The 20862-nt window shown below is 72.9% G+C and carries 16 protein-coding genes; 6 read left to right on the forward strand and 10 right to left on the reverse strand.

Features of this window, described 5'->3' with window-relative positions:
- Nucleotides 1-16: 16 nt before the first annotated feature.
- The 7 genes from AC0VYD_RS11760 to AC0VYD_RS11790 form a co-directional block, all read right to left on the reverse strand.
- Nucleotides 17-1792, reverse strand: coding sequence for an IucA/IucC family protein (locus tag AC0VYD_RS11760; RefSeq protein WP_475479905.1), 1776 nt, complete (start codon nucleotides 1790-1792; stop codon nucleotides 17-19).
- Entirely contained in the window at nucleotides 1785-3077 is a 1293-nt protein-coding gene (locus AC0VYD_RS11765; protein WP_475479906.1) for a hypothetical protein, read from the reverse strand. The genes AC0VYD_RS11760 and AC0VYD_RS11765 overlap by 8 nt, the downstream gene beginning before the upstream one ends.
- Complete coding sequence (locus AC0VYD_RS11770; protein WP_475479907.1) at nucleotides 3074-4402, reverse strand: lysine N(6)-hydroxylase/L-ornithine N(5)-oxygenase family protein; 1329 nt, start codon at nucleotides 4400-4402, stop codon at nucleotides 3074-3076. Before AC0VYD_RS11770 ends, AC0VYD_RS11765 begins: the two co-directional genes overlap by 4 nt.
- On the reverse strand, nucleotides 4399-5937 hold the full coding sequence (locus AC0VYD_RS11775) for a pyridoxal phosphate-dependent decarboxylase family protein (protein WP_475479908.1): 1539 nt from the start codon (nucleotides 5935-5937) through the stop codon (nucleotides 4399-4401). The genes AC0VYD_RS11770 and AC0VYD_RS11775 overlap by 4 nt, the downstream gene beginning before the upstream one ends.
- A 35-nt stretch (nucleotides 5938-5972) precedes the next feature.
- Nucleotides 5973-6563: a GNAT family N-acetyltransferase gene (locus AC0VYD_RS11780; RefSeq protein ID WP_475479909.1), complete on the reverse strand. Its 591-nt coding sequence runs from the start codon at nucleotides 6561-6563 to the stop codon at nucleotides 5973-5975.
- A gap of 141 nt (nucleotides 6564-6704) precedes the next feature.
- Nucleotides 6705-7976, reverse strand: a complete 1272-nt coding sequence (locus AC0VYD_RS11785; RefSeq protein WP_475479910.1) for a type III PLP-dependent enzyme domain-containing protein — start codon at nucleotides 7974-7976, stop codon at nucleotides 6705-6707.
- 148 nt (nucleotides 7977-8124) lie between these two features.
- Entirely contained in the window at nucleotides 8125-9150 is a 1026-nt protein-coding gene (locus tag AC0VYD_RS11790; protein WP_475479911.1) for an ABC transporter substrate-binding protein, read from the reverse strand.
- Nucleotides 9151-9317: 167 nt separating this feature from the next.
- Here AC0VYD_RS11790 and AC0VYD_RS11795 point away from each other — a divergent pair, with 167 nt between their 5' ends.
- The 5 genes from AC0VYD_RS11795 to AC0VYD_RS11815 all read left to right on the forward strand — a co-directional run bounded on the left by AC0VYD_RS11795 (nucleotide 9318) and on the right by AC0VYD_RS11815 (nucleotide 15119).
- Nucleotides 9318-10400, forward strand: a complete 1083-nt coding sequence (locus AC0VYD_RS11795) for a FecCD family ABC transporter permease (RefSeq protein WP_475479912.1) — start codon at nucleotides 9318-9320, stop codon at nucleotides 10398-10400.
- Nucleotides 10397-11506 carry a FecCD family ABC transporter permease gene (locus tag AC0VYD_RS11800; protein WP_475479913.1) on the forward strand — a complete coding sequence of 370 codons (1110 nt, stop codon included), beginning with the start codon at nucleotides 10397-10399 and terminating at the stop codon, nucleotides 11504-11506. The genes AC0VYD_RS11795 and AC0VYD_RS11800 overlap by 4 nt, the downstream gene beginning before the upstream one ends.
- On the forward strand, nucleotides 11503-12354 hold the full coding sequence (locus AC0VYD_RS11805; protein ID WP_475479914.1) for an ABC transporter ATP-binding protein: 852 nt from the start codon (nucleotides 11503-11505) through the stop codon (nucleotides 12352-12354). Before AC0VYD_RS11800 ends, AC0VYD_RS11805 begins: the two co-directional genes overlap by 4 nt.
- Nucleotides 12351-12785: an NUDIX hydrolase gene (locus AC0VYD_RS11810; protein ID WP_475479915.1), complete on the forward strand. Its 435-nt coding sequence runs from the start codon at nucleotides 12351-12353 to the stop codon at nucleotides 12783-12785. The genes AC0VYD_RS11805 and AC0VYD_RS11810 overlap by 4 nt, the downstream gene beginning before the upstream one ends.
- Nucleotides 12786-13097: 312 nt before the next feature.
- Nucleotides 13098-15119, forward strand: coding sequence for a PhoX family protein (locus AC0VYD_RS11815; protein WP_475479916.1), 2022 nt, complete (start codon nucleotides 13098-13100; stop codon nucleotides 15117-15119).
- A 137-nt stretch (nucleotides 15120-15256) separates the two neighbouring features.
- On the opposite strand, the gene AC0VYD_RS11820 is transcribed toward AC0VYD_RS11815, so the two are convergent.
- The 3 genes from AC0VYD_RS11820 to iscB form a co-directional block, all read right to left on the reverse strand.
- Nucleotides 15257-15706 (reverse strand): GNAT family N-acetyltransferase, encoded by a 450-nt coding sequence (locus AC0VYD_RS11820; RefSeq protein ID WP_475479917.1) that lies wholly within the window; start codon nucleotides 15704-15706, stop codon nucleotides 15257-15259.
- 104 nt (nucleotides 15707-15810) lie between these two features.
- The gene (locus tag AC0VYD_RS11825; RefSeq protein WP_475480246.1) at nucleotides 15811-17094 is read right to left on the reverse strand and encodes an isochorismate synthase; all 1284 of its coding nucleotides are present in this window, start codon (nucleotides 17092-17094) and stop codon (nucleotides 15811-15813) included.
- A gap of 30 nt (nucleotides 17095-17124) precedes the next feature.
- Nucleotides 17125-18426: an RNA-guided endonuclease IscB gene (gene iscB, locus AC0VYD_RS11830; protein ID WP_475479918.1), complete on the reverse strand. Its 1302-nt coding sequence runs from the start codon at nucleotides 18424-18426 to the stop codon at nucleotides 17125-17127.
- 667 nt (nucleotides 18427-19093) lie between these two features.
- On the opposite strand from iscB, the gene AC0VYD_RS11835 reads away from it, so the two are divergent.
- Nucleotides 19094-20725 (forward strand): glycoside hydrolase family 10-like protein, encoded by a 1632-nt coding sequence (locus tag AC0VYD_RS11835; protein WP_475479919.1) that lies wholly within the window; start codon nucleotides 19094-19096, stop codon nucleotides 20723-20725.
- Nucleotides 20726-20862: the final 137 nt, after the last annotated feature.

A 20862-nucleotide genomic window follows, 5' to 3' on the forward strand; every position in this document is an offset into this window, starting at 1 on the left:
GAAAGGGGTGTGGTGGTCATCGCGGGGCCAGCGGGTTGTCGACCTGGCCGTGCATGACGTCGAACTCGGCGTCGCGTTCGGCGCGCTCGTGGAAGCCGCCGCCCATGAGCTGCTCCCTGTTCAACGCGACCCGGCCCACGCGCGGCGCCAGCAGGTTGAACCAGGCGAAGCGCTCGGCCAGTTCGGGGAAGCGCTCCTGGTAGGCCAGCACCTGTTCGCGGGCCAGTGCCCACAGCTGGTCGGGGTCCACACCGAGCTGGCGCCGGACGATGTCGGCGAGGAAGCGCAGGTGGCCGGCGCAGATAGCCGAGAGCACCGAGTGGGCCAGCTCGCCCGGCTCCCAGCGGTGCAGCTGGGCGCGTACGCGGTCGGGGATCTCGGCGTACTCGGGCAGGTCGAAGGGCAGGAGTTCCACATCGGACCCGAAGTCCTTCAGCGCGATGCGGGCGGGCCGCTCGTGCTCGTCGAAGACCAGGACGACGTTCTCCCCGTGCGGGGTGAAGGAGGCGCCGTAGCGGTAGAGGTAGTGCAGCACCGGCGGGAACAGCGCGCCCAGGAAGCGGCGCAGCCACTCCACGGGCTCCAGCCCCGACCGCTGGACCAGCTCGGCGACCAGGGCGCGCCCGTCGGAGCCCTCCAGCAGCAGGCAGGCCATGGTGCGGGCCCGCTCGCCGGGGGCCAGGTGGCGGTGGATCGGCTCGCGCCAGATGGTGCCCAGCAGCTCGTGGAAGCGGTAGGGGGCCTGGGGCAGCCGGTCCAGGACCGGGTGGGGCACGGTCGCCGAGGCCTGCTCGGCGAGCATGATCACCCCGGTCTCGGCGAAGTAGGGGTCGCGCTCGGCCAGGGCCCGCAGCCAGGTGCTGGTGTGCGGGGCGCAGCCGGTCTGGGTGCCCGAGAGGCCGCGCCAGACCAGGGTGTTGCGGATCATCAGCGGCACCTTGACGTTGAGCCGGTCGGGCCGGTCCAGGTTCATCAGGGTGCGGATGGACTGGAAGGGGCGGTACCGGTCGCGGCTGGTTCCGAGCCGTACCAGGCGGCCCAGGGCGAGTTCGGCGGCGAAGAGCGGGGCGATGACCTCGTCCCACTGGAAGGGGTGGACGGGCAGCCACTGGTAGGTCTCGGGGTCCCCGCCCGCCTCGCGCACGCGCCGGGCGAACTCGGCGCGCTGGTCGTCGTCGAGTTCCTCCCGGAGTAGTCCGGGGCGGTCGGTGCCGGCCATGGACTGGAAGCGGGCCAGGTCGGGGTGGACGGCGATCCACACCAGTTGGAAGGCGCCGCGCGCCTCGGGGGTGTAGCGCTCGGCGTCAGCGGCCGAGAAGCCCAGACGGCCCTTGTTGACGAAGATGCAGGGGTGGCCGGTCTGGTAGCCCTCCAGGTCCTCGTAGGGCAGGTCGGCCAGGGCCCCCGCGTCGGGGACGGCCTGGAGCAGGCGGGCGTCGGCGGTGTGCGTTGCCAGCAGGTCGCGGACCACCTCGGCCAGGGAGTCACCGGGCAGCCCGACGGTCTTCTGGGCGTCGGTGACGAACAGGGTGGGGTCCCAGGCGTCCTCCTCCCCCCGGTCGGTGGTGCGGGTGAAGGAGTCGGGGTCCACGTGCCAGGACCCGAACCCGCCCCGGCGCGCGGTGAAGGCGTAGGCGGTCCCGTCGTCCACGGCCAGGGTCCAGCGGTCGGAGCCCTCGCCCCGGGGCGTGATCATCTCCTCGTAGGCCATCTCGCCGACCATGTGGGCGAGCAGGCGGCGGCCCGCCCGGCGCCAGGTGTCGGCGGTGGGGGGCGTTGCGGTCTCAGACATGCTGGTCCCTCTCCTCACGGGCCCGCGCGCTCGGCGCGGGAGGTGTCGGGTGTGACGGGTCGTGGTGCGATGACGGGTCGGCCGGGGCCGGGACGGGGGCGTTCGTGCGGGGCGTGCCCGGCGCCGCGGGCAGCGCGGTGAGCAGCAGCGAGAGTACGGCGAACAGCGCCGCGCCGGCCGCCAGGGGTAGTCCGAGTCCGGCGGAGGCCAGCCCGGTGGCCAGGACCGGGCTGAGCAGTGTGGCGCTGACGCGGACGGTTTCCACGGCCGCGAAGGCCGGGCCGCGTGCCCGTGTCACCGCGAACACCCGCAGGTCCAGGGCGACGTGCCCCAGGCCCAGGCCCGCGCCGAAGACCACCCGGCCCAGGGCGAGCAGGCCCAGCCCCGGCGCCAGGAACTGCACCAGCAGGCCCGCCGCCGCCAGCGCGCACGCTGCCGGGAGCAGGGCCCGCCCCAGCACGGCGTGGGCCCGCCCCGCCAGGGGGAGCACCGCCAGGACGGTCAGCTGCGGGAGCAGGAACAGCCCGGCGGACAGGGCGGGGTCGACCCCCGCCTCCTCGGCGTACACGGTGAAGAAGGGGCGTACGACCAGGCGGGCGGTCTCGGCGGCCAGCACGGCGGCGCACACCGCCGCGAGCGCGGCCAGAGTCCGTCGTCCGGGGCGGGTGGAGGGCGCGGGGCCGGCGTCGGCTCCGGTGCCGGGGGCAGCCGGGGTTACTGCATCGGCCGAGGGGGCGGCGCGCCGGGGCAGGTGGCGGTGGCACAGCACGGCCAGGGCCAGGTAGAGCAGCGCGCACGAGGCGATGCCCCACCGGGGGTCGGGCAGCGCCATGATCGCCGCGCCCAGGACCGTGGCCCCCACGATCCCGACGTTGATCACGTAGGCGTGGACCGTCACGTCGCGCAGCCGGTCGCCGCCGCTGCCCACGAAGGCCGGGTAGGCCAGGGCGAAGGACATGGTGACCGCCACCTGGACGGCCGAGAGCACGGTGAAGGCGGTGAAGGTCGGCAAGAGCGCGATCGCCACCTCCAGCACGGCGGCGGCCACCAGCCCCCAGGTGACCAGCGAGGCCATGGTCAGGCGGCGGGCCACCAGACCCCACAACGGCATCGCGGCCAGGGCGGTGGCCCGGCACACCCAGATGTAGGTACCGGTCGCGGCCACGTCCGTGACGCCGAACAGGCGCTCGAACAGCTGGGGGTAGAACGGGCTCAGCGCCACGTCCGAGACCACGTGCATGACGACGACGAGCAGGTACAGGCGGCGGAAGGAGGGGTTGTTCACCGTCCGGCCCCGGGCGCGGGCGCGCCGAAGGAGGTGAAGGCGGTGCGTTCGGGCAGCCGGTGGACGGTGCGTCCGGCGATGCTGTTGAGGATGGTGGCCGCGCGCCAGGCGCCCAGCCCCAGGTCCGGTGCGCCGACGCCGTGCGTGTGCAGTTCGGCGTTCTGCACGTGGATGGGGGCCTCCAGCGCAGGGTCGGCCGACAGGCGCAGGTCGGCGCCGATGACCGGCCGGCCGCGGTCGTCGGTGTGCAGGAACTTGGCCACAGGCGCCAGGAAGTCGGGGTCGCGCTGGGCGTAGCCGGAGGCGGCCACGACGGCGTCGGTGCGCACGGTGAACTCGCGGTCCTGCTCGCGGTGGACGAAGGTGAGTTCGTAGCCGTCCGCCGCGCGCCGGGCCGCCCGCAGTTCGCAGTGCGCGCGCAGGCTGGCTCCGGTGGGGGCGCCGGCGATGCCGCGTTCGTAGAGCACGTCGTGGATCTCGGAGATGGTGTCGGCGCTGATGCCCTTGTACAGCTGCCACTGCTCGGGCACGGTCCGGTCCTTGACCGGCTGGGGCAGGGCGTGGAAGTAGCGGGTGTAGTCCGGGGTGAAGTGCTCCAGGCCCAGCTTGGAGTACTCCATCGGGGCGAAGGCGGGCGAGCGGGTCAGCCAGTGCACGGCGGTGTCGCGGTGCGCGGACGAGCGCAGCAGGTCGAGGAAGACCTCGGCGCCGGACTGGCCGGATCCGATCACCGTGACGTCGTCGGCCCCGGCCAGCGCGGGGGCGCGGTCCAGGTAGTGGGCGGCGTGGAAGACCCGGTCGCCCTCCAGGGCGCGCAGGGGCTCGGGCAGGACCGGCTCGGTGCCGATGCCCAGGACCAGGGCGCGGGTGCGCACGCTGGAGCGCCGGCCGTGCGCGTCGAGGTAGTCCACGGTGAGTACGCCGGAGTCGTGGCGCACGGCGCTGACGCGGGCGTCGAAGGTGCACGAGTCCAGGCTGTGGGCGACCCAGCGGCAGTAGTCGTCGTACTCGCGGCGGGGCACGTGGAAGTTCTCGGAGAAGTAGAACGGGAAGAGCCGGTCGTGTGCGCGCAGGTAGGACAGGAACGACCAGCGGCTGGTGGGGTCGACCAGGCTCACCAGGTCGGCGAGGAAGGGGACCTGGAGCCGGGCGCCCTCCAGGAGCAGGCCCGGGTGCCAGGAGAAGGAGGGCCGGGCTTCCAGGAAGTGCGCGGACAGGTCGGGGACGGCGTCGGCGAGGGCGGCCAGGGCCAGGTTGAACGGGCCCAGGCCCACGCCCACGAGGTCGTGCACGTGGCCGTCGCCGGGGGAGGGTGCGCTGGTCAACGGGACTCCTGGAGGTGGGCCTGCTCGGCGTCGCCGGCGTCGGCGACCAGGGCGAGCAGCGCGGCGGTGTCGTCGGGGGTGGTGTCGGGGTTGAGCAGGGTGAGTTTGAGCCACACCCGGCTGTCGATGCGGGTGCGGCCCACGACGGCGCGGCCCTGCTCCAGCAGGCGGCGGCGGAGCCGGGCGTTGACCCGGTCGCCGTGTTCGGCCTCGCCCCCGGCCCGGTAGCGGAAGACCACCGTGGTCAGAGAGGGTTCCTGGGCCAGGTCGAGCCGGGGGTCGGCGGTGACCTGGGCCGCGGCGGAGCGGGCCAGGTCGTGGCAGGCCTCGACCATGGCGCCCAGCCCGTCCGCGCCCAGGGTCCGCAGGGTCACGGCGATCTTGAACACGTCGGCGCGGCGGGTGGTGCGCAGGGAGTAGCCGAGCAGGCTCGGGTAGCCGGACTCCTCGTCGTCGGTGGGGTTGAGGTAGTCCACCGAGCGGGACAGCGGGGCGAACAGGGCGCGCTCACGGGTGAGCAGCACACCTGCGGCGACCGGTTGCCAGCCGAGTTTGTGCAGGTCCATACCGATCGAGTGGGCGCCCTCGATGCCGGTGAGCAGGTGGCGCAGGCGCCGGGAGAAGAGCAGGCCGCCCCCGTAGGCGGCGTCCACGTGCAGCCACACGTCGAACTCGCGGGCCAGGCGGGCGATCTCGGGCAGGGGGTCGATACCGCCCAGGTCGGTGGTCCCGGCGGTGGCCACGACCGCGACGGGCAGGTCGCCGTCGGCGCGCACGCGCTCCAGGGCCGAGCGCAGGTCCTCGACCCGCATCCGGTGCCGGTCGTCGACCTGGACGGGGACCACCGCGTCCTCGCCCAGGCCGAGCAGGGCGGCCGAACGCTGGACGGAGAAGTGGGCGGCGGCGCCGCACAGGATCCGGGGGCGCGCGGTGCCCGCCGCGCGCGCGACCCCGTGGCGGCCGGGGTCGGTGCCGGCGGCGCCCAGCGCGTGGTCGCGGGCCAGCAGCAGGGCGGTGAGGTTGGATTCGGTGCCGCCGGAGGTGATCACACCGCCGGCCCCCGCGCCGTGGTAGCCGACGAGGTCGGCGAGCTCGGCGACGAGTTGGGTCTCCATCGCTGTCGCGGCGGGGGACTGGTCCCAGGAGTCCAGGGACTGGTTGAGGACCGAGGCGACGGTGTCGGCGGCCACGGCCACGGCCAGGGGTGGGCAGTGCAGGTGGGCGGCGCAGTGCGGGTGGGCGGGGTCGGCGGCCCCGGCGGTCAGGGCCCCGGTCAGGCGGGGCAGCGCGGCGGCGCCGGTGGCGGTCAGGGCGCCGCGGACCGCCTCGTCGACCTCGCGCGGTGTGCTGGCGGGCAGGGGGCCGCCGCGTTCGGCGGTGGCCAGGGCCAGGGTCCGCATGGCGTCGTCGACCAGCGCCGCGACGGCGGCGGGACCCCGGGGTGCTCCGGCGAGGCGCGGGGGAGGGGGCGGTCCCTGGGGAGCGAGCGGGGTGTCTCCGGGGGTGGCCAGTTCGGCACTGTGGGTGATCGGCATGGGCGCGTGGTACCTGGTTTCCGTGGGTCGGTTTCTCAGACGTTCAGCGGCAGGACCAGGCAGTGGTGGCGGCGCCAACCGGCGTGCGGGGCGAGGTCGCCCACCTGCCGCCAGCCGTTGCGCAGGAAGATCTCCAGCGCGTGGGTGTTGGTCTCGGCCACCAGGCCGGCCGCGCGTTCCTCGTCGCGTCCGCTCAGCAGGAAGGGGGCCATGCGCTCGGCCAGTCCGCTGCGCCGGTAGGGGGTGCGGATGAGGGCCTCGCACACGCCGAAGGTGCGCCCGGGCCACTCGCGTGCGAGGTCGTCCCCGACGCCCGGCGCCGGGGTGAAGCCGTCCCACCAGCCCGTGGTCGTGGGCAGCGTGTAGCCGTAGACGAACGCGGCGGGCTCCCCGTCGGCGTGGCAGGAGGTGAGGCGGAAGCCCGGGCGGGCCGCGCTGAAGGCCAGGCGTTCGCGGAAGGGCGGGTCGCTGTGGTCGGGCAGGTGCAGGGCGTGCGCGTAGACCTCCTCGTAGATCTCGACCCAGGGGTCGAGGTCGTTCAGGACGTCGGTGCCGGTGAGGTTGTCGATGCGCCAGGCCGTGGTGTCCTGGGGGCGGGTCGCTGCGCTCGTCGGTGCGGTGGGCACGATGGTGCGGCCTCCTCGGTCGTCGGCGCGCTGGGCGCCCGGGGGTGGGGGCGGGGTGGGGTGAGGGGAACATCAGGGACAAAATAATTAGGCCAGGCTAACCTAACCATGTCAAGGTAGATGTGTCGCCTGAGATTCGGATCACACCGCCTCGGAGGAATCGACGCTCACCCTCGGCGCCGCCGGGTGGGCCAGGAACGCGGGCATCGCGAACTCGTGCCCGTAGGCGCCCGCGTTGGGAAAGACCAGCGTGTCGCCCGCGCGCAGCGCCTCCACGCGTACGTCCCGGGCCAGGACGTCCTCGGGCGTGCACAGCTCGCCCGAGATCGTCACCGACGCTCCGTCCACCCGGGGCCGGGGCATCCCCTCGGGCCACGACGGCTCCGCCACCACCGCGAAGTTGTGTCGGATCTCCCACGAGGTCGGTAGCTGGAAGTGGTTGATCCCGCCCCGTACGACCGCGAAGTCGAGGCCGTAGGCGGACTTGATGTCGGTCACGCGCGCCGCGTACCACCCGGCGGGGGCGGCGATCCACCTCCCGGGCTCGAAGACGACCTCCACACCCGGGTCGGGCAGCTCCGCCAGCTCCGCACCGAAGCCCTTGACGTCGAAGGCCTCCTCGTCCTCCTCGAAGGGGACGCCGAGCCCGCCGCCCACGTCCACCACCCGCAGGTCCACCCCGTGCGCGTCCGCCGTCCGCCGGGCCCACTCCAGGCACCAGCGCACGTACGCGGCATGGGCGACGGCGTCGGTGTTGCCGCTCACCGCGTGCACGTGGAAGCCCGTCAGGTCCAGGCCGGGCAGGGAGAGGGCGGTACGCACCGCCCCGTCCACGAGGGGCTCGGGCAGCCCGAAGGGGGAGGGTGTGCCGCCCATGGCCAGCGCACCGCGCACCGGGACCCGCTCGGGGTTGACGCGCAGCGTCACCGGCAGCACCGTGCCCGCGGCCACGGCGGCCGCCGAGGCCCGGTACAGCTCCAGCTCGCTCTCGGCGTTGACGACCACCTCGGCGCCGCTCTCGGCCCGCAGGCGGGCCAGGCCGGCGAGCATCTCGGGGGACTTGCCCGGGCCGCTCACGGCGATCGGACGGCCGCGGTGGCCGCCGGCGCTGCCCCGCAGGTGGGTCAGGGCGGAGCGGGCCTCGTGCAGGGACGCGGTCTCGAAGCCGTCGACCGCCTCGGCCAGGTGCGCCAGGACCTCCCCGAAGCCGTTGGACTTGACCGCGAAGTACACCCGCGCCCAGTCGGGCAGCGCACCGCGCAGCTCACGGGCCCGGGACGTCGCCAGGGCGGGGTCGTAGACGTAGCCCGACCCGGGGTCGGCGGCCAGGCGCCGGGCCGCCTCGCGGACGGCCCGGGGGATCCGCTCGGGGGCCAGGGCCGGGGTGTGGTCGAAGGAGCGGGGCGGTTCCATGTGTTCCCTCCGGGTTGGTGGTCCCGCCGTGCCGCCTGCGCGGCGCACGGCAGGGCGAGGGCCCGCGCGGCGGCTGCCGCACGGGCCCGGGGCGGCCCGCTCGGGGCCGGTCGCTGTCACGGTCCGACGCGGGCGGTCGGGACCGGCCTCAGCGCTGGGCGTCGACGCCGAAGATCTCGGCGATGTCGTCCAGGGTCTTGTGGGCGGCGATCAGGCCCACGCCGGAGATCCAGTAACCGTCGTCGACCTCGGTGATCTCGCCCTCCAGCTCGCTCCACAGCGGGCTGGACTGGTACTCCTCCTTGGACTCCTGGACGCCGTCGGCGCCGCCGTCGTCGTAGGTGGCCACGAACACGTGGTCGGCGTCCAGGTCGAGCAGGCGCTCCTGGCTGTGGTAGGTGATGATCTCGTCGGTCCCGGTGTCCACGCCGGGGCCGGGCTCCAGGCCCACGTCCTCCAGGATCACGCCCACGTAGGAGGTGGGGGTGTACAGGCGCACACCCTCCTCGTCGCCGGCGAAGCGGGCCACCGACACGGTCGGGGCCTCGCCGCCGTTGGACTCGACGATCTCCTCGCCGATCGCGGCGGCGCGCTCCTCGTACTCGGTGAGCAGTTCCTCGGCCCGGTCCTCGGCGTTCAGGGCCTGGGCGGTCAGACGCAGGTTGTCCTTCCAGATCGCACCGGTGGTCTCGGACATGACCGTGGGCGCGATCTCGGTGAACTGGCCGTAGCCGTCGCCGTGGCGGACCTCGGCGGACAGGATCAGGTCGGGTTCGGTGGCGGCCACCAGCTCCGGGTCCAGGTCCCACAGCAGCCCCACGGGCTGGGCGTCGTCGGCGGTGCCGGTGTTCCACTCGCTGTCGCGGAGGTAGTCCGGCAGCTCGGTGACGTCCTCGGAGAACGTGGTGAAGCCCACGACGTTGCCGCCCAGGGCCAGGGTGGAGTCCACGAAGGCGGCGTCCAGCGGAAGCACGCGCTCCGGCGGCGCCGGGATCTCGGTCTCGCCCATCTGGTGCTCGACCGTCATCGGGTAGCCCTCGGCGGACTCACCCCCGGTCCCGTCGGAGGTGTCCTCGGCCGGGCCGCTCGCCCCGCAGGCGGTGAGCAGGGCGACGGCCGCGGCCGTCGCGACGGTGGGCAGGCCCGCACGGCGCAGCGGGGTCCAGGCGTTCATTCTCAGGTACTCCATCGGTTAGGGGACGATCTGGGGCATGCGAGCAGCGGGGGACATACCCCGGATGTGTAGTTCCTGGTTGGGACGTGGCAAACTTAGATCATCAAAGTGTGGCTAGGCAAACCTAACTAAGGTTGACCTGGCCTTCGTCATGATGGGAGACCTCGGTGCACGACACCAGCGGGCCGCCCCCGAGCCCCCTGGCGGCCCCCGCCCCGGACGCCCCCGAACTGCGCGGAGGCGTACTCGGAGCCAGACGCGCACGCCGTATCGCCGGGCTGGCGGCCCTGGCGCTCGCCCTGGGAGCGGTCGTGGCCGCGAGCGTCCTGGTGGGCGCCCGCGCCCTGGACCCCGTAACCGTGTGGCAGGCGCTCGCCGGGACCGCCGACCGCGAGGCCGACATCATCGTCCACCAGATCCGGCTGCCCCGTACCGCCCTGGGCGTGCTCGCCGGGATCAGCCTGGGACTGGGCGGCGCGCTCATGCAGGGCCACACCCGCAACCCCCTCGGCGACCCCAGCATCCTCGGCGTCACCTTCGGGGCCGCCCTGGCGGTCGTCCTGGGCATCGCGCTGGCCGGCATCACCGCGGTCCAGGCCCAGTCGGCGCTCGCCTTCGGCGGCGCCGCACTCGCCGCCGTCGTCGTCTACGCCATCGGCTCCGTCCCCGGACGCGGACCCACACCCATCACCCTGGCCCTGGCCGGGACCGCCGTCAGCTGGCTGTGCTACTCCGTGGTCTCGGGGGTGGTCCTGCTGGACCAGGCCACCATGGACAACTTCCGGTTCTGGCGGGTGGGCTCCCTCGTGGGCCGCGACCCCGACATCATCCTCCAGCTGCTGCCCTTCGTGGTCGTGGGCGTCCTCCTGGCCCTGTCCAACGCCGGCGCACTCAACGCCCTGGCCCTGGGCGAGGACACCGCACGCGCCCTGGGACACCGGGTGGGCCGGGCCCGCCTGACGGGGCTGGTCGCCATCACCCTGCTCACCGGCGCCACCGTGGCCGCCTGCGGGCCGATCGCCTTCGTCGGCCTCATCGTGCCGCACGTGGCCCGGGCCGTCGCCGGCTCCGACCACCGGTGGCTGCTGCCCTACTCGGCCCTGATGGGCGCGGTCCTGCTGCTGACCGCCGACGTGCTCGGCCGCTTCCTCGCCCCGCCGGGCGAACTCCAGGTCGGTGTGGTCCTCGCCCTGATCGGTGCCCCCTTCTTCATCTACGTCGTCCGCCGCCGGAGGCTGCTCTCCCTATGACCTCCACCCTCACCCCCACCGACGGCCGCGAGCGCGCCCTGGCCCGCCTGGCACTGCGGCACCGGTTCCTGCGCCTGGGACCCGTGGCACTCCCGTGGCGGCCGCGCCCGGTCCTGGCCGGAGCCGTGACGACACTGGTCATGGCCGTGCTGGTGTGGCTCAACCTCATGGTCGGGGAGACCGTACTGACCCCCGGCCAGGTGTGGGCGCACATCATCGGCACCGACTACGAGCACTACTTCACGCTCTGGCGGGTGCGGATGCCCCGCGTGGTGGTCGGCCTGCTGGCCGGAGCCGCCCTGGCCGCGGCCGGGGCCGTCACCCAGACCATCATGCGCAACCCCCTGGCCAGCCCCGACCTGCTCGGTGTCACCCACGGAGCCAGCGCCGGCGTGGTCGCGGTCCTGGCGTTCGGCGGCAGCTACGGCATCGTCAGCGGCACCACGGCCTCCTTCGGCATCCCCGCCGTCGCCCTCGTGAGCGGACTGGCCTCCGGCCTGCTCTGCTACGCCCTGGCCCGGCGCGGCGGCATCGACGGCTACCGGCTGCTGCTGGTGGGCGTGGGCATGTCGGCGGTCCTGATGAACATCACCCTGTGGATGCTCACCCTCGGCGAGGTCACCGACACCGGCCGCGCCATGGTGTGGATCGCGGGCAGCCTGACCATGCGGACCTGGACCAACGCCCTGCCCACAGCGCTGGCCCTGGCCGTGCTGCTGCCGTTGGCCCTGGTGGCCGCGCGCACCCTGGACACCCTCTCCTACAGCGACGACGTGGCCCGGGGCCTGGGCCTGCCCCTGGAACGGGCCCGCACCTCGATGCTGGTGCTGGCCGTGCTGCTGGCCGCCTTCGGAACCTCGGCCGCCGGGCCGATCCTGTTCGTCTCCCTGGCCTGCCCGCAGATCGCCCTGCGCCTGGCCCGCGCACCCAGGCCGCCGGTCCTGCTGTCCGCCCTGGTGGGGGCCGCACTGACCTGCGGTGCCGACCTCATCGCCCGCAACCTGCTGACCAACATCCAGCTCCCGGTCGGTGTGGTCACCGGCTGCCTGGGCGCCCTCTACCTCATCTACCTGCTCGTCCGCGGCAACCGAAAGGCCCAAGCGTGACCACTTCACCCAGTACAGCCGCTCAGGCCGAGGCCTCCGCCACCGACCGCGCCCCCTCCCGGCTCAGCGCCCGCGGCCTCACCCTGGCCTACGACGACCACACCGTCGTCGACGGCCTGGACGCCGACATCGTCGAGGGCACCATCACCTGCGTTATCGGGCCCAACGGTTGCGGAAAGTCCACCATGCTGCGCGCCCTGGGCCGCCTCATGCGTCCGAAGTCGGGTGTGGTCGAGCTCGACGGCCGCGACATCCACCGGGTGCCCACCCGCGAGGTGGCGCAGGTGCTGGGGGTCCTTCCGCAGCAGCCGGTCGCCCCGGACGGCCTCACCGTCGCCGACCTGGTCGCCCGGGGCCGCCACCCGTCCCAGCGGTGGTACCGGCAGTGGTCGGGCGACGACCACCAGGCGGTCTCCCGGGCCCTCGAACAGACCGGCCTGCTGGAGCTGGCCGACACCCCGATCCAGGAACTGTCCGGCGGCCAGCGCCAGCGCGCGTGGATCTCGATGGTCCTGGCCCAGGGCACGGACCTGCTGCTGCTTGACGAACCCACCACGTTCCTGGACTTGGTGCACCAGGTCGACGTCCTGGACCTGGTCCAGGAACTGCACCGGCAGGGCGGGCGGACGATCGTGATGGTGCTGCACGACCTGAACCTGGCCGCGCGCTACGCCGACACCGTCATCACCATGCGCGAGGGCCGGGTGGTGGCCAGCGGGAGCCCCGCCGAGGTGCTCACCCCCGAACTCCTGCGGAAGGCCTTCGACCTGGAGGCCGTGGTCACCGAGGACCCGGTCACCGGCGGTCCGCTCATCGTCCCCGTCGGCCGCAGCACGGGGGCCGTGTGACCGTCCGGGCGGTCCGCGACAAGGCGCTCTGCTACGTCGTCCGTGCGGGACGGCTGCTGGTGTTCCGCCACGCCGACCACCCGCCGGAGGAAGTCGGGTTGCAGGTCCCGGGCGGCGGTGTGCGCCCGGGCGAGCTCCCGGAGGCGGCGGCCCTGCGGGAGGCCCGGGAGGAGACCGGACTGGCGGGTCTGCGTGTGGTGCGCGCGCTGGGGACCGCCGAGTACGACCTCGCCCCGTACCGGTTCGAGCTCCAGCGCCGACACTTCTTCCTGCTGGCGGTGGAGGGACCGGTGCCGCAGCGATGGTTCTCCGCCGAGGACAACGACGGGGTCGGGGAGCCGGTCCGGTTCGAGTGCTTCTGGATCCCGCTGGAGTCCGCACACGTGCTGCAGTCCGGTCAGGGAGCCCTGCTGGGGAGAATGTACGACTGAGGCCCGGGCGCGGGGCCGCTCGGAATGCGACCCGCCGGGGCGAGGCTGGTGGACGGGAGCCCGGGGGGTGGTCGAGGATCAGCGTAGGGTCACACGGTGAGTGTTCGTACGGCTGTGCGCAGTGAGCACCCCCGACATGTTGGGGGAGTTGTAGGTGCGTTCACCCGGGTTTCACCGGAGCGTGTGAAACCTCAGCCAAGGTCGTGAGCGACCAGGCAGGAGACCTCCTGCACGATCGCCTCCGCACCCCGGGCGGAGCCCCGCAGCTCCTCCCGGGGCGTGTGAGCGGTCACGATCCCCAAGGAGTAACGCGTGCCCGAATCCGCGACCCCCCGCCGTCGGCTTCCCCTCCTCGACCTCGTGGGCGGCGGCAGATCCCGCGCGACGTGCCACTACCGCTGCGGCGACGCCTGTTTCCACCCCGCGCCCAACACCAGCTCCAACTCCTACTTCGGTGACATCTTCCAGGGCATCATCTCCCGCCGCTCCGCGCTGCGCGCCGGCGCGGTGACCGCCGGGGCCAGCGCCTTCGGCCTGGCCTCCCTCACCCCGGCGGCGGCCGACCGCGGCCCGAACCGCCCCCACCCCGCGCCCCGTCTCACCTTCAAGAGCGTGCTGCCCAACAACGACGACGCGCTCACCGTGCCCAAGCACTACGAGCAGCACGTCATCATCCGCTGGGGCGACCCCGTCCTGCCCGGCGCCCCCGAGTTCGACGTCAACGCCCAGACCGCCCAGGCCCAGGCCCAGCAGTTCGGCTACAACTGCGACTACGTCGGCTTCCACCAGCTCGACGACGACCACGGCCTGCTCTGGGTGAACCACGAGTACACCAACGAGAGCATCATGTTCGCGGGCTGGAACGGCGGAGCCAACGCAGACCCCGAGCAGCTCCGCGTCGTCATGGCCGCGCACGGCGGCTCCCTGGTCGAGCTGGAGCGCGTCGGCGGGACCGGCCAGTGGAAGCTGTCGCAGGGCGAGCGCTCCTTCAACCGCCGCATCCACACCTCCACCCCCATGACCCTCTCGGGCCCCGCCGCCGGCAGCGACCTGCTCAGGACCGAGGCCGACCCCACGGGTACCGAGGTCCTGGGCATGCTCAACAACTGCGCGGGCGGGACGACCCCCTGGGGGACCTTCCTCAGCTGCGAGGAGAACTTCCACCAGTACTTCGGCAACGCGCCCGGCACCGCCGAGACCAACCGCTACGGCCTGAGCACCCGTGCCTCCGGTCGCCGGTGGGACCGGGTCGACGAGCGCTTCGACCTGTCCAAGCACCCCAACGAGGCCAACCGGTTCGGCTACGTCGTCGAGATCGACCCCCTCGACCCCCAGGCCAAGCCGGTCAAGCGCACCATGCTGGGCCGCTTCAAGCACGAGGGCGCCAACACCATCCTGGCCGCCGACGGGCGGGTCGTGGTGTACCTGGGCGACGACGAGCGCTTCGACTACATGTACAAGTTCGTCAGTGACGGCCGGTACGTCGAGGGGTCGCGCCGCCAGAACCTGACGCTGCTGGACTCGGGAACGCTCTACGTCGCCAGGCTCACCGGCAACAGCCCGGCCGAGGAGATCGACGGCTCCGGCGCCCTGCCCGCCGACGGGGAGTTCGACGGCACCGGCGAGTGGATCGCCCTGTGCAACTCCACCGAGAGCTTCGTCGAAGGCTTCAGCGTCGAGGAGGTGCTGGTCCACACCCGGCTGGCGGCCGACGCCGCGGGCGCCACCAAGATGGACCGTCCCGAGGACTTCGAGCCCAGCCCGGTCACCGGCAAGGTCTACTGCGCCCTGACCAACAACTCCGCCCGCGAGCCGGGCCAGGCCGACGAGCCCAACCCGCGCGGCCCCAACCGCTACGGCCACATCCTGGAGATCGTCGAGGACGGCGAGGACAACGCCGCCACGTCCTTCGGCTGGAACGTGCCGCTGGTGTGCGGCGACCCCGAGGACGACGACACCTACTACGCGGGTTTCGACAAGTCCAAGGTGATGCCGATCTCGTCGCCGGACAACCTGGCCTTCGACAAGCACGGCAACCTGTGGATCTCCACCGACGGCCAGCCCGGCTCGCTGGGCACGGCCGACGCCCTGCACGTCATGCCGGTCGAGGGACGCTTCCGCGGTGAGCTCAAGACCTTCGCCACGGTGCCGGTGCGCGCGGAGGCCTGCGGCCCCTTCATCAGCGAGGACAACAAGACCGTCTTCCTCGCGCCGCAGCACCCGGGCGACAACGGCACCTTCGAGTCGCCGACCAGCACCTGGCCCGACGGCGACTTCCCCCGCCCGTCCGTGGCGTGCATCTGGCACCAGGCCGGCCGCGACGTCGGCCAGTGAACCGGCCGCGACAGCGGTGACCTGACCCGGTCGGGCCCCACGGGCCCGGCGCAGGCCCCGGCCCCGGTCCTCTCCGTCGTGGGGGAGGGACCGGGGCCGGTCCTCTTCCCGGCCCCCGGGACGGGGACCCGGTGCCGCTACAGCGTCCGTTCGAAGCACAGGGAACCGGGGGAGTCCGCGTAGGCGCCGAAGGCGGGCACGGGCGTGTAGCCGGAACGGGTGTAGAAGCGCACCGCATCGGGCTGGCGGTCACCGGTCTCCAGCCGCAGGCACTTCCACCCCCGATCGCGCGCCCACCCTTCGAGGGCGCCCAACAACACCGCCGCCGCACCCGAACCGCGGTGCTCGGGCAGCACGTACATGCGTTTGACCTCACCGGCTCCCTCACCGAGGTCGCGCAGGCCGCCGCAGCCCACGGCCCGGCCGGCGCCGTCGCGCACCACCGCGAACACGGCGATGTCGGCGGCGGAGGGCGGGGTTCCGGGCTCGGAGTCGGGAGTGCCGTACCTTTCGGCGATCTCCCGCCGCTGTCCGGAGCGCAGCGCGGCGGCCTCGGGGTCGTCCCAGGGGACCAGTTCGACGTTCACGGCACGAAGGTGCCGCAGCGGTGTTTCCAGGATGTCAAGAACCCGTTTCGGGCGCGGAACCCGTGTCCGCCCCACCTCGGCCCCGGCCCCGGGGGCCGGGGCACTCAGCCCTGCGGGTCGGCGAGGGCCTCGCGCATCACCCGGAACTTCGACTCGGTCTCGGCGGCCTCCTCGGCGGGGTCCGAACCGGCCACGATCCCCCCGCCGGCGTACAGGCGCGCGCTTGAGCCGTCCACGCGGGCGCAGCGCAGCGCGATCCCCCATTCGGAGTTGCCCGCGCCGTCCAGCCAGCCGACCGGCCCGGTGTAACCGCCCCGGTCCATCCCCTCGACCTCACCGATCAGCCGCATCGCCGTTTCGGTGGGGGTCCCGCCCACGGCCGCGGTGGGGTGCAGGGCCGCCACCGCGTCCAGTGCCGAGACCCCGGGGGCGAGCCGGGCGTGGACGCGGGTGGCCAGGTGCTGGACGTTGGCGAGTCCGAGCAGGTGCGGCCAGGCGGGGACGGCCAGCTCCGCGGCGAGCGGTTCCAGCGCGGTGCGCAGTGAGTCCACCGCCAGCCCGTGCTCCTCGACGTCCTTGGCCGAGGCCATCATCTCCTGGCCCAGGCGCCGGTCGGACTCGGCGTCCTCACCGCGGGGGCGGGTACCGGCCAGCACCAGCGAGGTGAGCTGGTCGCCCTCACGGCGCAGCAGCAACTCGGGGGTGGCGCCGACCATGCCGGCGACGGAGAAGGTGAAGCAGGACGGGAACCGGTTGCGCAGCCGCTCCAGCAGGACGCGCACGTCCACGGGGGACTGCGCCCGGGCGATGGCGTCCCGGGCGAGTACGGCCTTCTCCAGTTCCCCCGCCCGGATGCGCCCGACGGTCCCGGCGACCGCGTCCATCCACTCCTGGCGGGTCAGTGATCCGGGCCGCCACTCCAGGGGCCCGACCGGGCGCGGCTCGGTGGCGGGGCGCAGCAGCTCCTCGGGATGTTCGACGGGCTCGTCGGTGACTGTGGTCAGCCAGGCGCGGTCGCCCCGGCGGCCCACGAGTACCCGGGGCACGACGAGCGCCGATCCCGGGGAGGTGGGAGCGAAGGTGAACGTGCCGAAGGTGACCAGGCCGGTGCCGGGCAGGCCCACCTCGTCCTCTACCTCGGCGTGCTCCAGCAGTCCGGCGAACCAGCGGGCCGCCTGGGCGATACGGGAGTTGTCGGTGGGCGGAGTTCCGGCGGGGGCCGCCTCGGGCTCCAACCGTGCCGCCTCGCCCCAGCCCACGATCCCGTCGTCCCCGGACAACCAGGCCAGGGCCGCTCCCTCGGGCAGCCGACGGACGAGGCTGTCGGCGCGGTCGCGCAGGGGGACGGTGCGGACGAACAGTTTCGGTGGGCTCAGCACGGCGTTCACCATGTTTTTTGGGCGTGCAGGCCCGGTTCCTCAGAACCGGGAGGAAACGCCCTCCTCCTTCTTCCAGGTGTAGGCATAGCCGTCCGCCCGCTGGAGCAGACGCACGTGCTTGTGGTTGATCCCGGCCTGACGTCCATGACCGGTGGTGATGTCAAAGCTCCCCCTGGCCCGCACGAGGACACGCCCGGTGTGGGTGCCCGCACGTTTCCCAGAAGGCACGACGGCGCGGACCAGGTCTCCGGTGGTGAAGGAGAAGTACTGCTTCTGGCGGGCGGCACGCAGCCGGGGGAACCCGTACCGGTCCGGTGTGGTGCGCGCATACCGGCCCCGCCCGGTGCACCCGGCGACCAGCACCCGCTCCACGGTCTGGGTGACGGTGTCGACCTTGCCGACGGCCAGGGCGTCCAGGGTGTGGGTCTTGGGCAGGTGGTTGCGGGTGCGGTTGAACTTGGTGCGCCCACCCGAGGCCACATGGGTGGGCAGCCGTTCCTCCAAGGCGCGCCAGAGCGCCCACCGGGTGGACTGCGCAGCGGCGGCATCACGCAGCGGTGCCTTCGCCTGGGCCAGGATGCGCGCGGCGGCCTTGGGAGCGAACTCCTCCACGGGCCGGTTCGTTTTGGTCTGGTTGCAGGGCACGCACGCCAACACCAGGTTCGACACCCGATCCGACCCGCCCCGCGAGCAGGGGTGGACATGGTCGACGTTCAACGGCACGTTCACAGCCCCGCAGTACACGCAGGCCCGGTCGAACTTGGCCAGCAGGTACTCGCGCACCTCGAACCCGACCAGAGTGCCCTGCTGGTACTCCACCCCCTCCAACGGCCTCCCGGCGGACAGGGCGTGGGTGTCGAACGCGACCCGTTCCACGTATACCGCCTTGACCGGTGCCCACCGACACAGCCGCTCCACCCAACCGAGGGTCGTGTCCACCCGGTGGCGCAGAGAGGGAGCCAACCACCCTCGGGGGCGGGTGCGGTTGGAGAACCGGGACGTGCGGTGGCGCAGGTTCGCGCTCCGGCGCCGCCGCCGGTACCCCGCACGCTGTTGCATCTTCTTGCGGATCCGGGAGCCCCGGTGGTCGAGCTGGATGCTGTACCTGCCCCGACGCTCCCCCGCCTGCTGGGTGAACACGGCGATACCGGTGTGCTTGCTTCCGGGGTCGATCCCGACCTGAACACCGTCCACCTCGGACTCTGCGGCGGTGCGGTCGGTGAGGCGGATCGTGAAGGGGGTGTGCCGGGCCACCACGGCACGCCCCTTGGTCAGGAGCTTGCGGGCTCGGGCGGGCGGGCACGGCTGTAGCGGGACACCGTTCTTGTCCAGGACGAACACATACGGTGCGGTGTTCTTGGTGCGGGCCTCACGGCCCTGCTCCCCAACAGGGTTGGGGGTGACGCCAGAACCGCCAGGTGAGGCTGCTCTGGTCTCCCCTCGCACAGGGTCCGCGCCGGGTACCGCATTGCGGTGTCGGAGTCCCGTTTCGTGCCCGATCCGGGGCGTGTCTGCTGACTCCGATTCCAGAGCCTGGCGCTGAGGAAGCACGCCAGGGTGGGTCTGCTGTCCTGCGCGGAACGTAGCCATCGAGGTCACCTCCTTGATGATGGCTGGTGCTGGTAAAGGCGGCCCCCAACCACAGGGGTTGAAAGCCCGGGCCTTCAGGCCCGAGATCCCTTTACAGCAGGAAAGTCTAGGTCCCGGTCCGGCACGCCGTGCCCCTGGTCCGGCGCGTACGGCGGGCACGGAAGATCCGTGTCCCCGTCCCCTCCGGGGGTGGCGCCGGGGGCCGGAGACGGGCGGCAGGGCCGGGGAACCCGGCCGTTTCCGGTGCCCGCCCCGCGGTGTTCCGTTGACCTGGGAGAAGATTCCCGGCGATCACACTGTGCGATGTTATCCACACATTGGTCGTATCGTGTCCAAAAATTGACATCTTGCTTTAATCTGGGTCGCGGCGCGACGCCAGGGGGACGGCGGTGCGCGGACAGGCCGGAGGGAATTGTTGATGCGTTCGATGGCACGGGCCGTGACCACGCCGCGCGCCGGAACACGGTGGGCGGCGGCCGCCGCCGCGGCCACGGTGCTGTTGGCCGGGTGTTCCGCGAACGGGAACGGCTCCGGGGCCGGGGACCCCGTGGCCGGAGGCGAGGGGCTGGCGGCCCCCGCCGCCTGCGCCGCCGACGGCGACAAGCGCCAGATGCGCGGCACCTGGCTCACCACGGTCCGCAACATCGACTGGCCCTCCGAGCCCGGCCTGTCCGCCGAGGAGCAGAAGGCCGAGCTCGACGCGTGGCTCGACGAGTCGGTCGAAATGGGGTTGAACGCCGTCTTCCTGCACGCCCGGCCCACCGCCGACGCCGTGTACGAGTCCGATCTCGAACCCTGGGCCCGCTACCTCACCGGGGAACAGGGCGGCGATCCGGGCTACGACCCGCTGGAGTACGCGGTCGAGGAGGCGCACGAGCGCGGCCTGGAGATGCACGCCTGGTTCAACCCCTACCGGGTGGGACTCCAGGACCCCGACGTGGAGAACCTCACCGACGACCACCCCGTCAGGCAGAACCCGGAATGGCTGGTCGACTTCGGCACCGAGGCCTACGTCGACCCCGGCAACCCCGAGGTCCGGGAGTGGGTCACCTCGGTCATCATGGACGTGGTCGAGCGCTACGACATCGACGGCATGCACTTCGACGACTTCTTCTACCCGTACCCGAAGGACGGCGCGAGCTTCGACGACGACGCCAGTTGGGAGGCGCACGGCGGCGACTTCGACGACCGCGGCGACTGGCGGCGCGAGAACGTCAACCAGCTCATGCGGGACGTGCACGGCCGGATCCAGGAGACCAAGCCCTGGGTGAGCTTCGGTGTCTCCCCGTTCGGCATCTGGCGCAACGACAGCACCGATCCCACCGGTTCGCCCAGTTCGGGCCTGCAGTCCTACGACGCCCAGTACGCGGACACCCGCACCTGGATCGAGGAGGGCACCGTCGACTACGTCGCTCCGCAGCTGTACTGGGAGCGGGGGTTCGCCACGGCCGACTACGAGGCTCTGACCGAGTGGTGGGCCGACGAGGTCGAGGGGACCGGCGTCGACCTGTACGTGGGCCAGGCCGCCTACCGTCTCGGCGATGACGGCTGGACCGACGACGACGCGCTGAGCAGACAACTCGACTTCTCGAGTGAGCTCGACCAGGTCTCCGGAGACATCTACTTCTCGGTCAGGAGCCTGCGCGAGAACGGCGGCGCGGTCGAGCACCTGCTCGACACCCACTACGCCGGGCCCGCGCTGCCCCCGGTGATCGACTCGCCCGGGGACGAGGGGCCCCTGGCCGGCGCGCCCGTCGGCGTCTCCGCCCGGGAGGGCGACGGCACGGTCGAGGTCGAGTGGCAGCAGGTCGAGGACGCCCGCTTCTACGCGGTCTACCGTCTTGCGGCCGACGCGGCCCAGGCCCTGGAGGACGGGGACGACCAGGCCTACTGCGCCGCGCTCGCACCGGAGAACCTGGTCGGGATGACCGGCGGTTCCAACCTGGCCGACACCGAGCCCCTGGAGGACGGCGGCGGTTACGTGGTCACCGCCCTGGACGACTACCGGGCGGAGGGGCCGGTCAGCGAGATCGCGGACCCGCGCGGCTGACCCGGACCGCACCGGAGCGGTGGTGCCCGACCGGGGTCGCGGCTCCAGCGGGACCTGCGGGCCCGCCCCCACGCCGGGGCGGGCCCGTTCGCATGTCCCCGGGATGGCAAAAACCACAGCAACTTGGTGATGAAGTT

Source organism: Nocardiopsis sp. iso_40, assembly GCF_056173285.1.

What these genes read in the sequence shown, in the direction of transcription:
- AC0VYD_RS11760 (WP_475479905.1), bottom strand. Translation starts at nt 1,792, where the DNA reads ATGTCTGAGACCGCAACGCCCCCCACCGCCGACACCTGGCGCCGGGCG.
- AC0VYD_RS11775 (WP_475479908.1), bottom strand. Translation starts at nt 5,937, where the DNA reads ATGCCGATCACCCACAGTGCCGAACTGGCCACCCCCGGAGACACCCCG.
- AC0VYD_RS11785 (WP_475479910.1), bottom strand. Translation starts at nt 7,976, where the DNA reads ATGGAACCGCCCCGCTCCTTCGACCACACCCCGGCCCTGGCCCCCGAG.
- AC0VYD_RS11790 (WP_475479911.1), bottom strand. Translation starts at nt 9,150, where the DNA reads ATGAACGCCTGGACCCCGCTGCGCCGTGCGGGCCTGCCCACCGTCGCG.
- AC0VYD_RS11800 (WP_475479913.1), top strand. Translation starts at nt 10,397, where the DNA reads ATGACCTCCACCCTCACCCCCACCGACGGCCGCGAGCGCGCCCTGGCC.
- AC0VYD_RS11835 (WP_475479919.1), top strand. Translation starts at nt 19,094, where the DNA reads ATGCGTTCGATGGCACGGGCCGTGACCACGCCGCGCGCCGGAACACGG.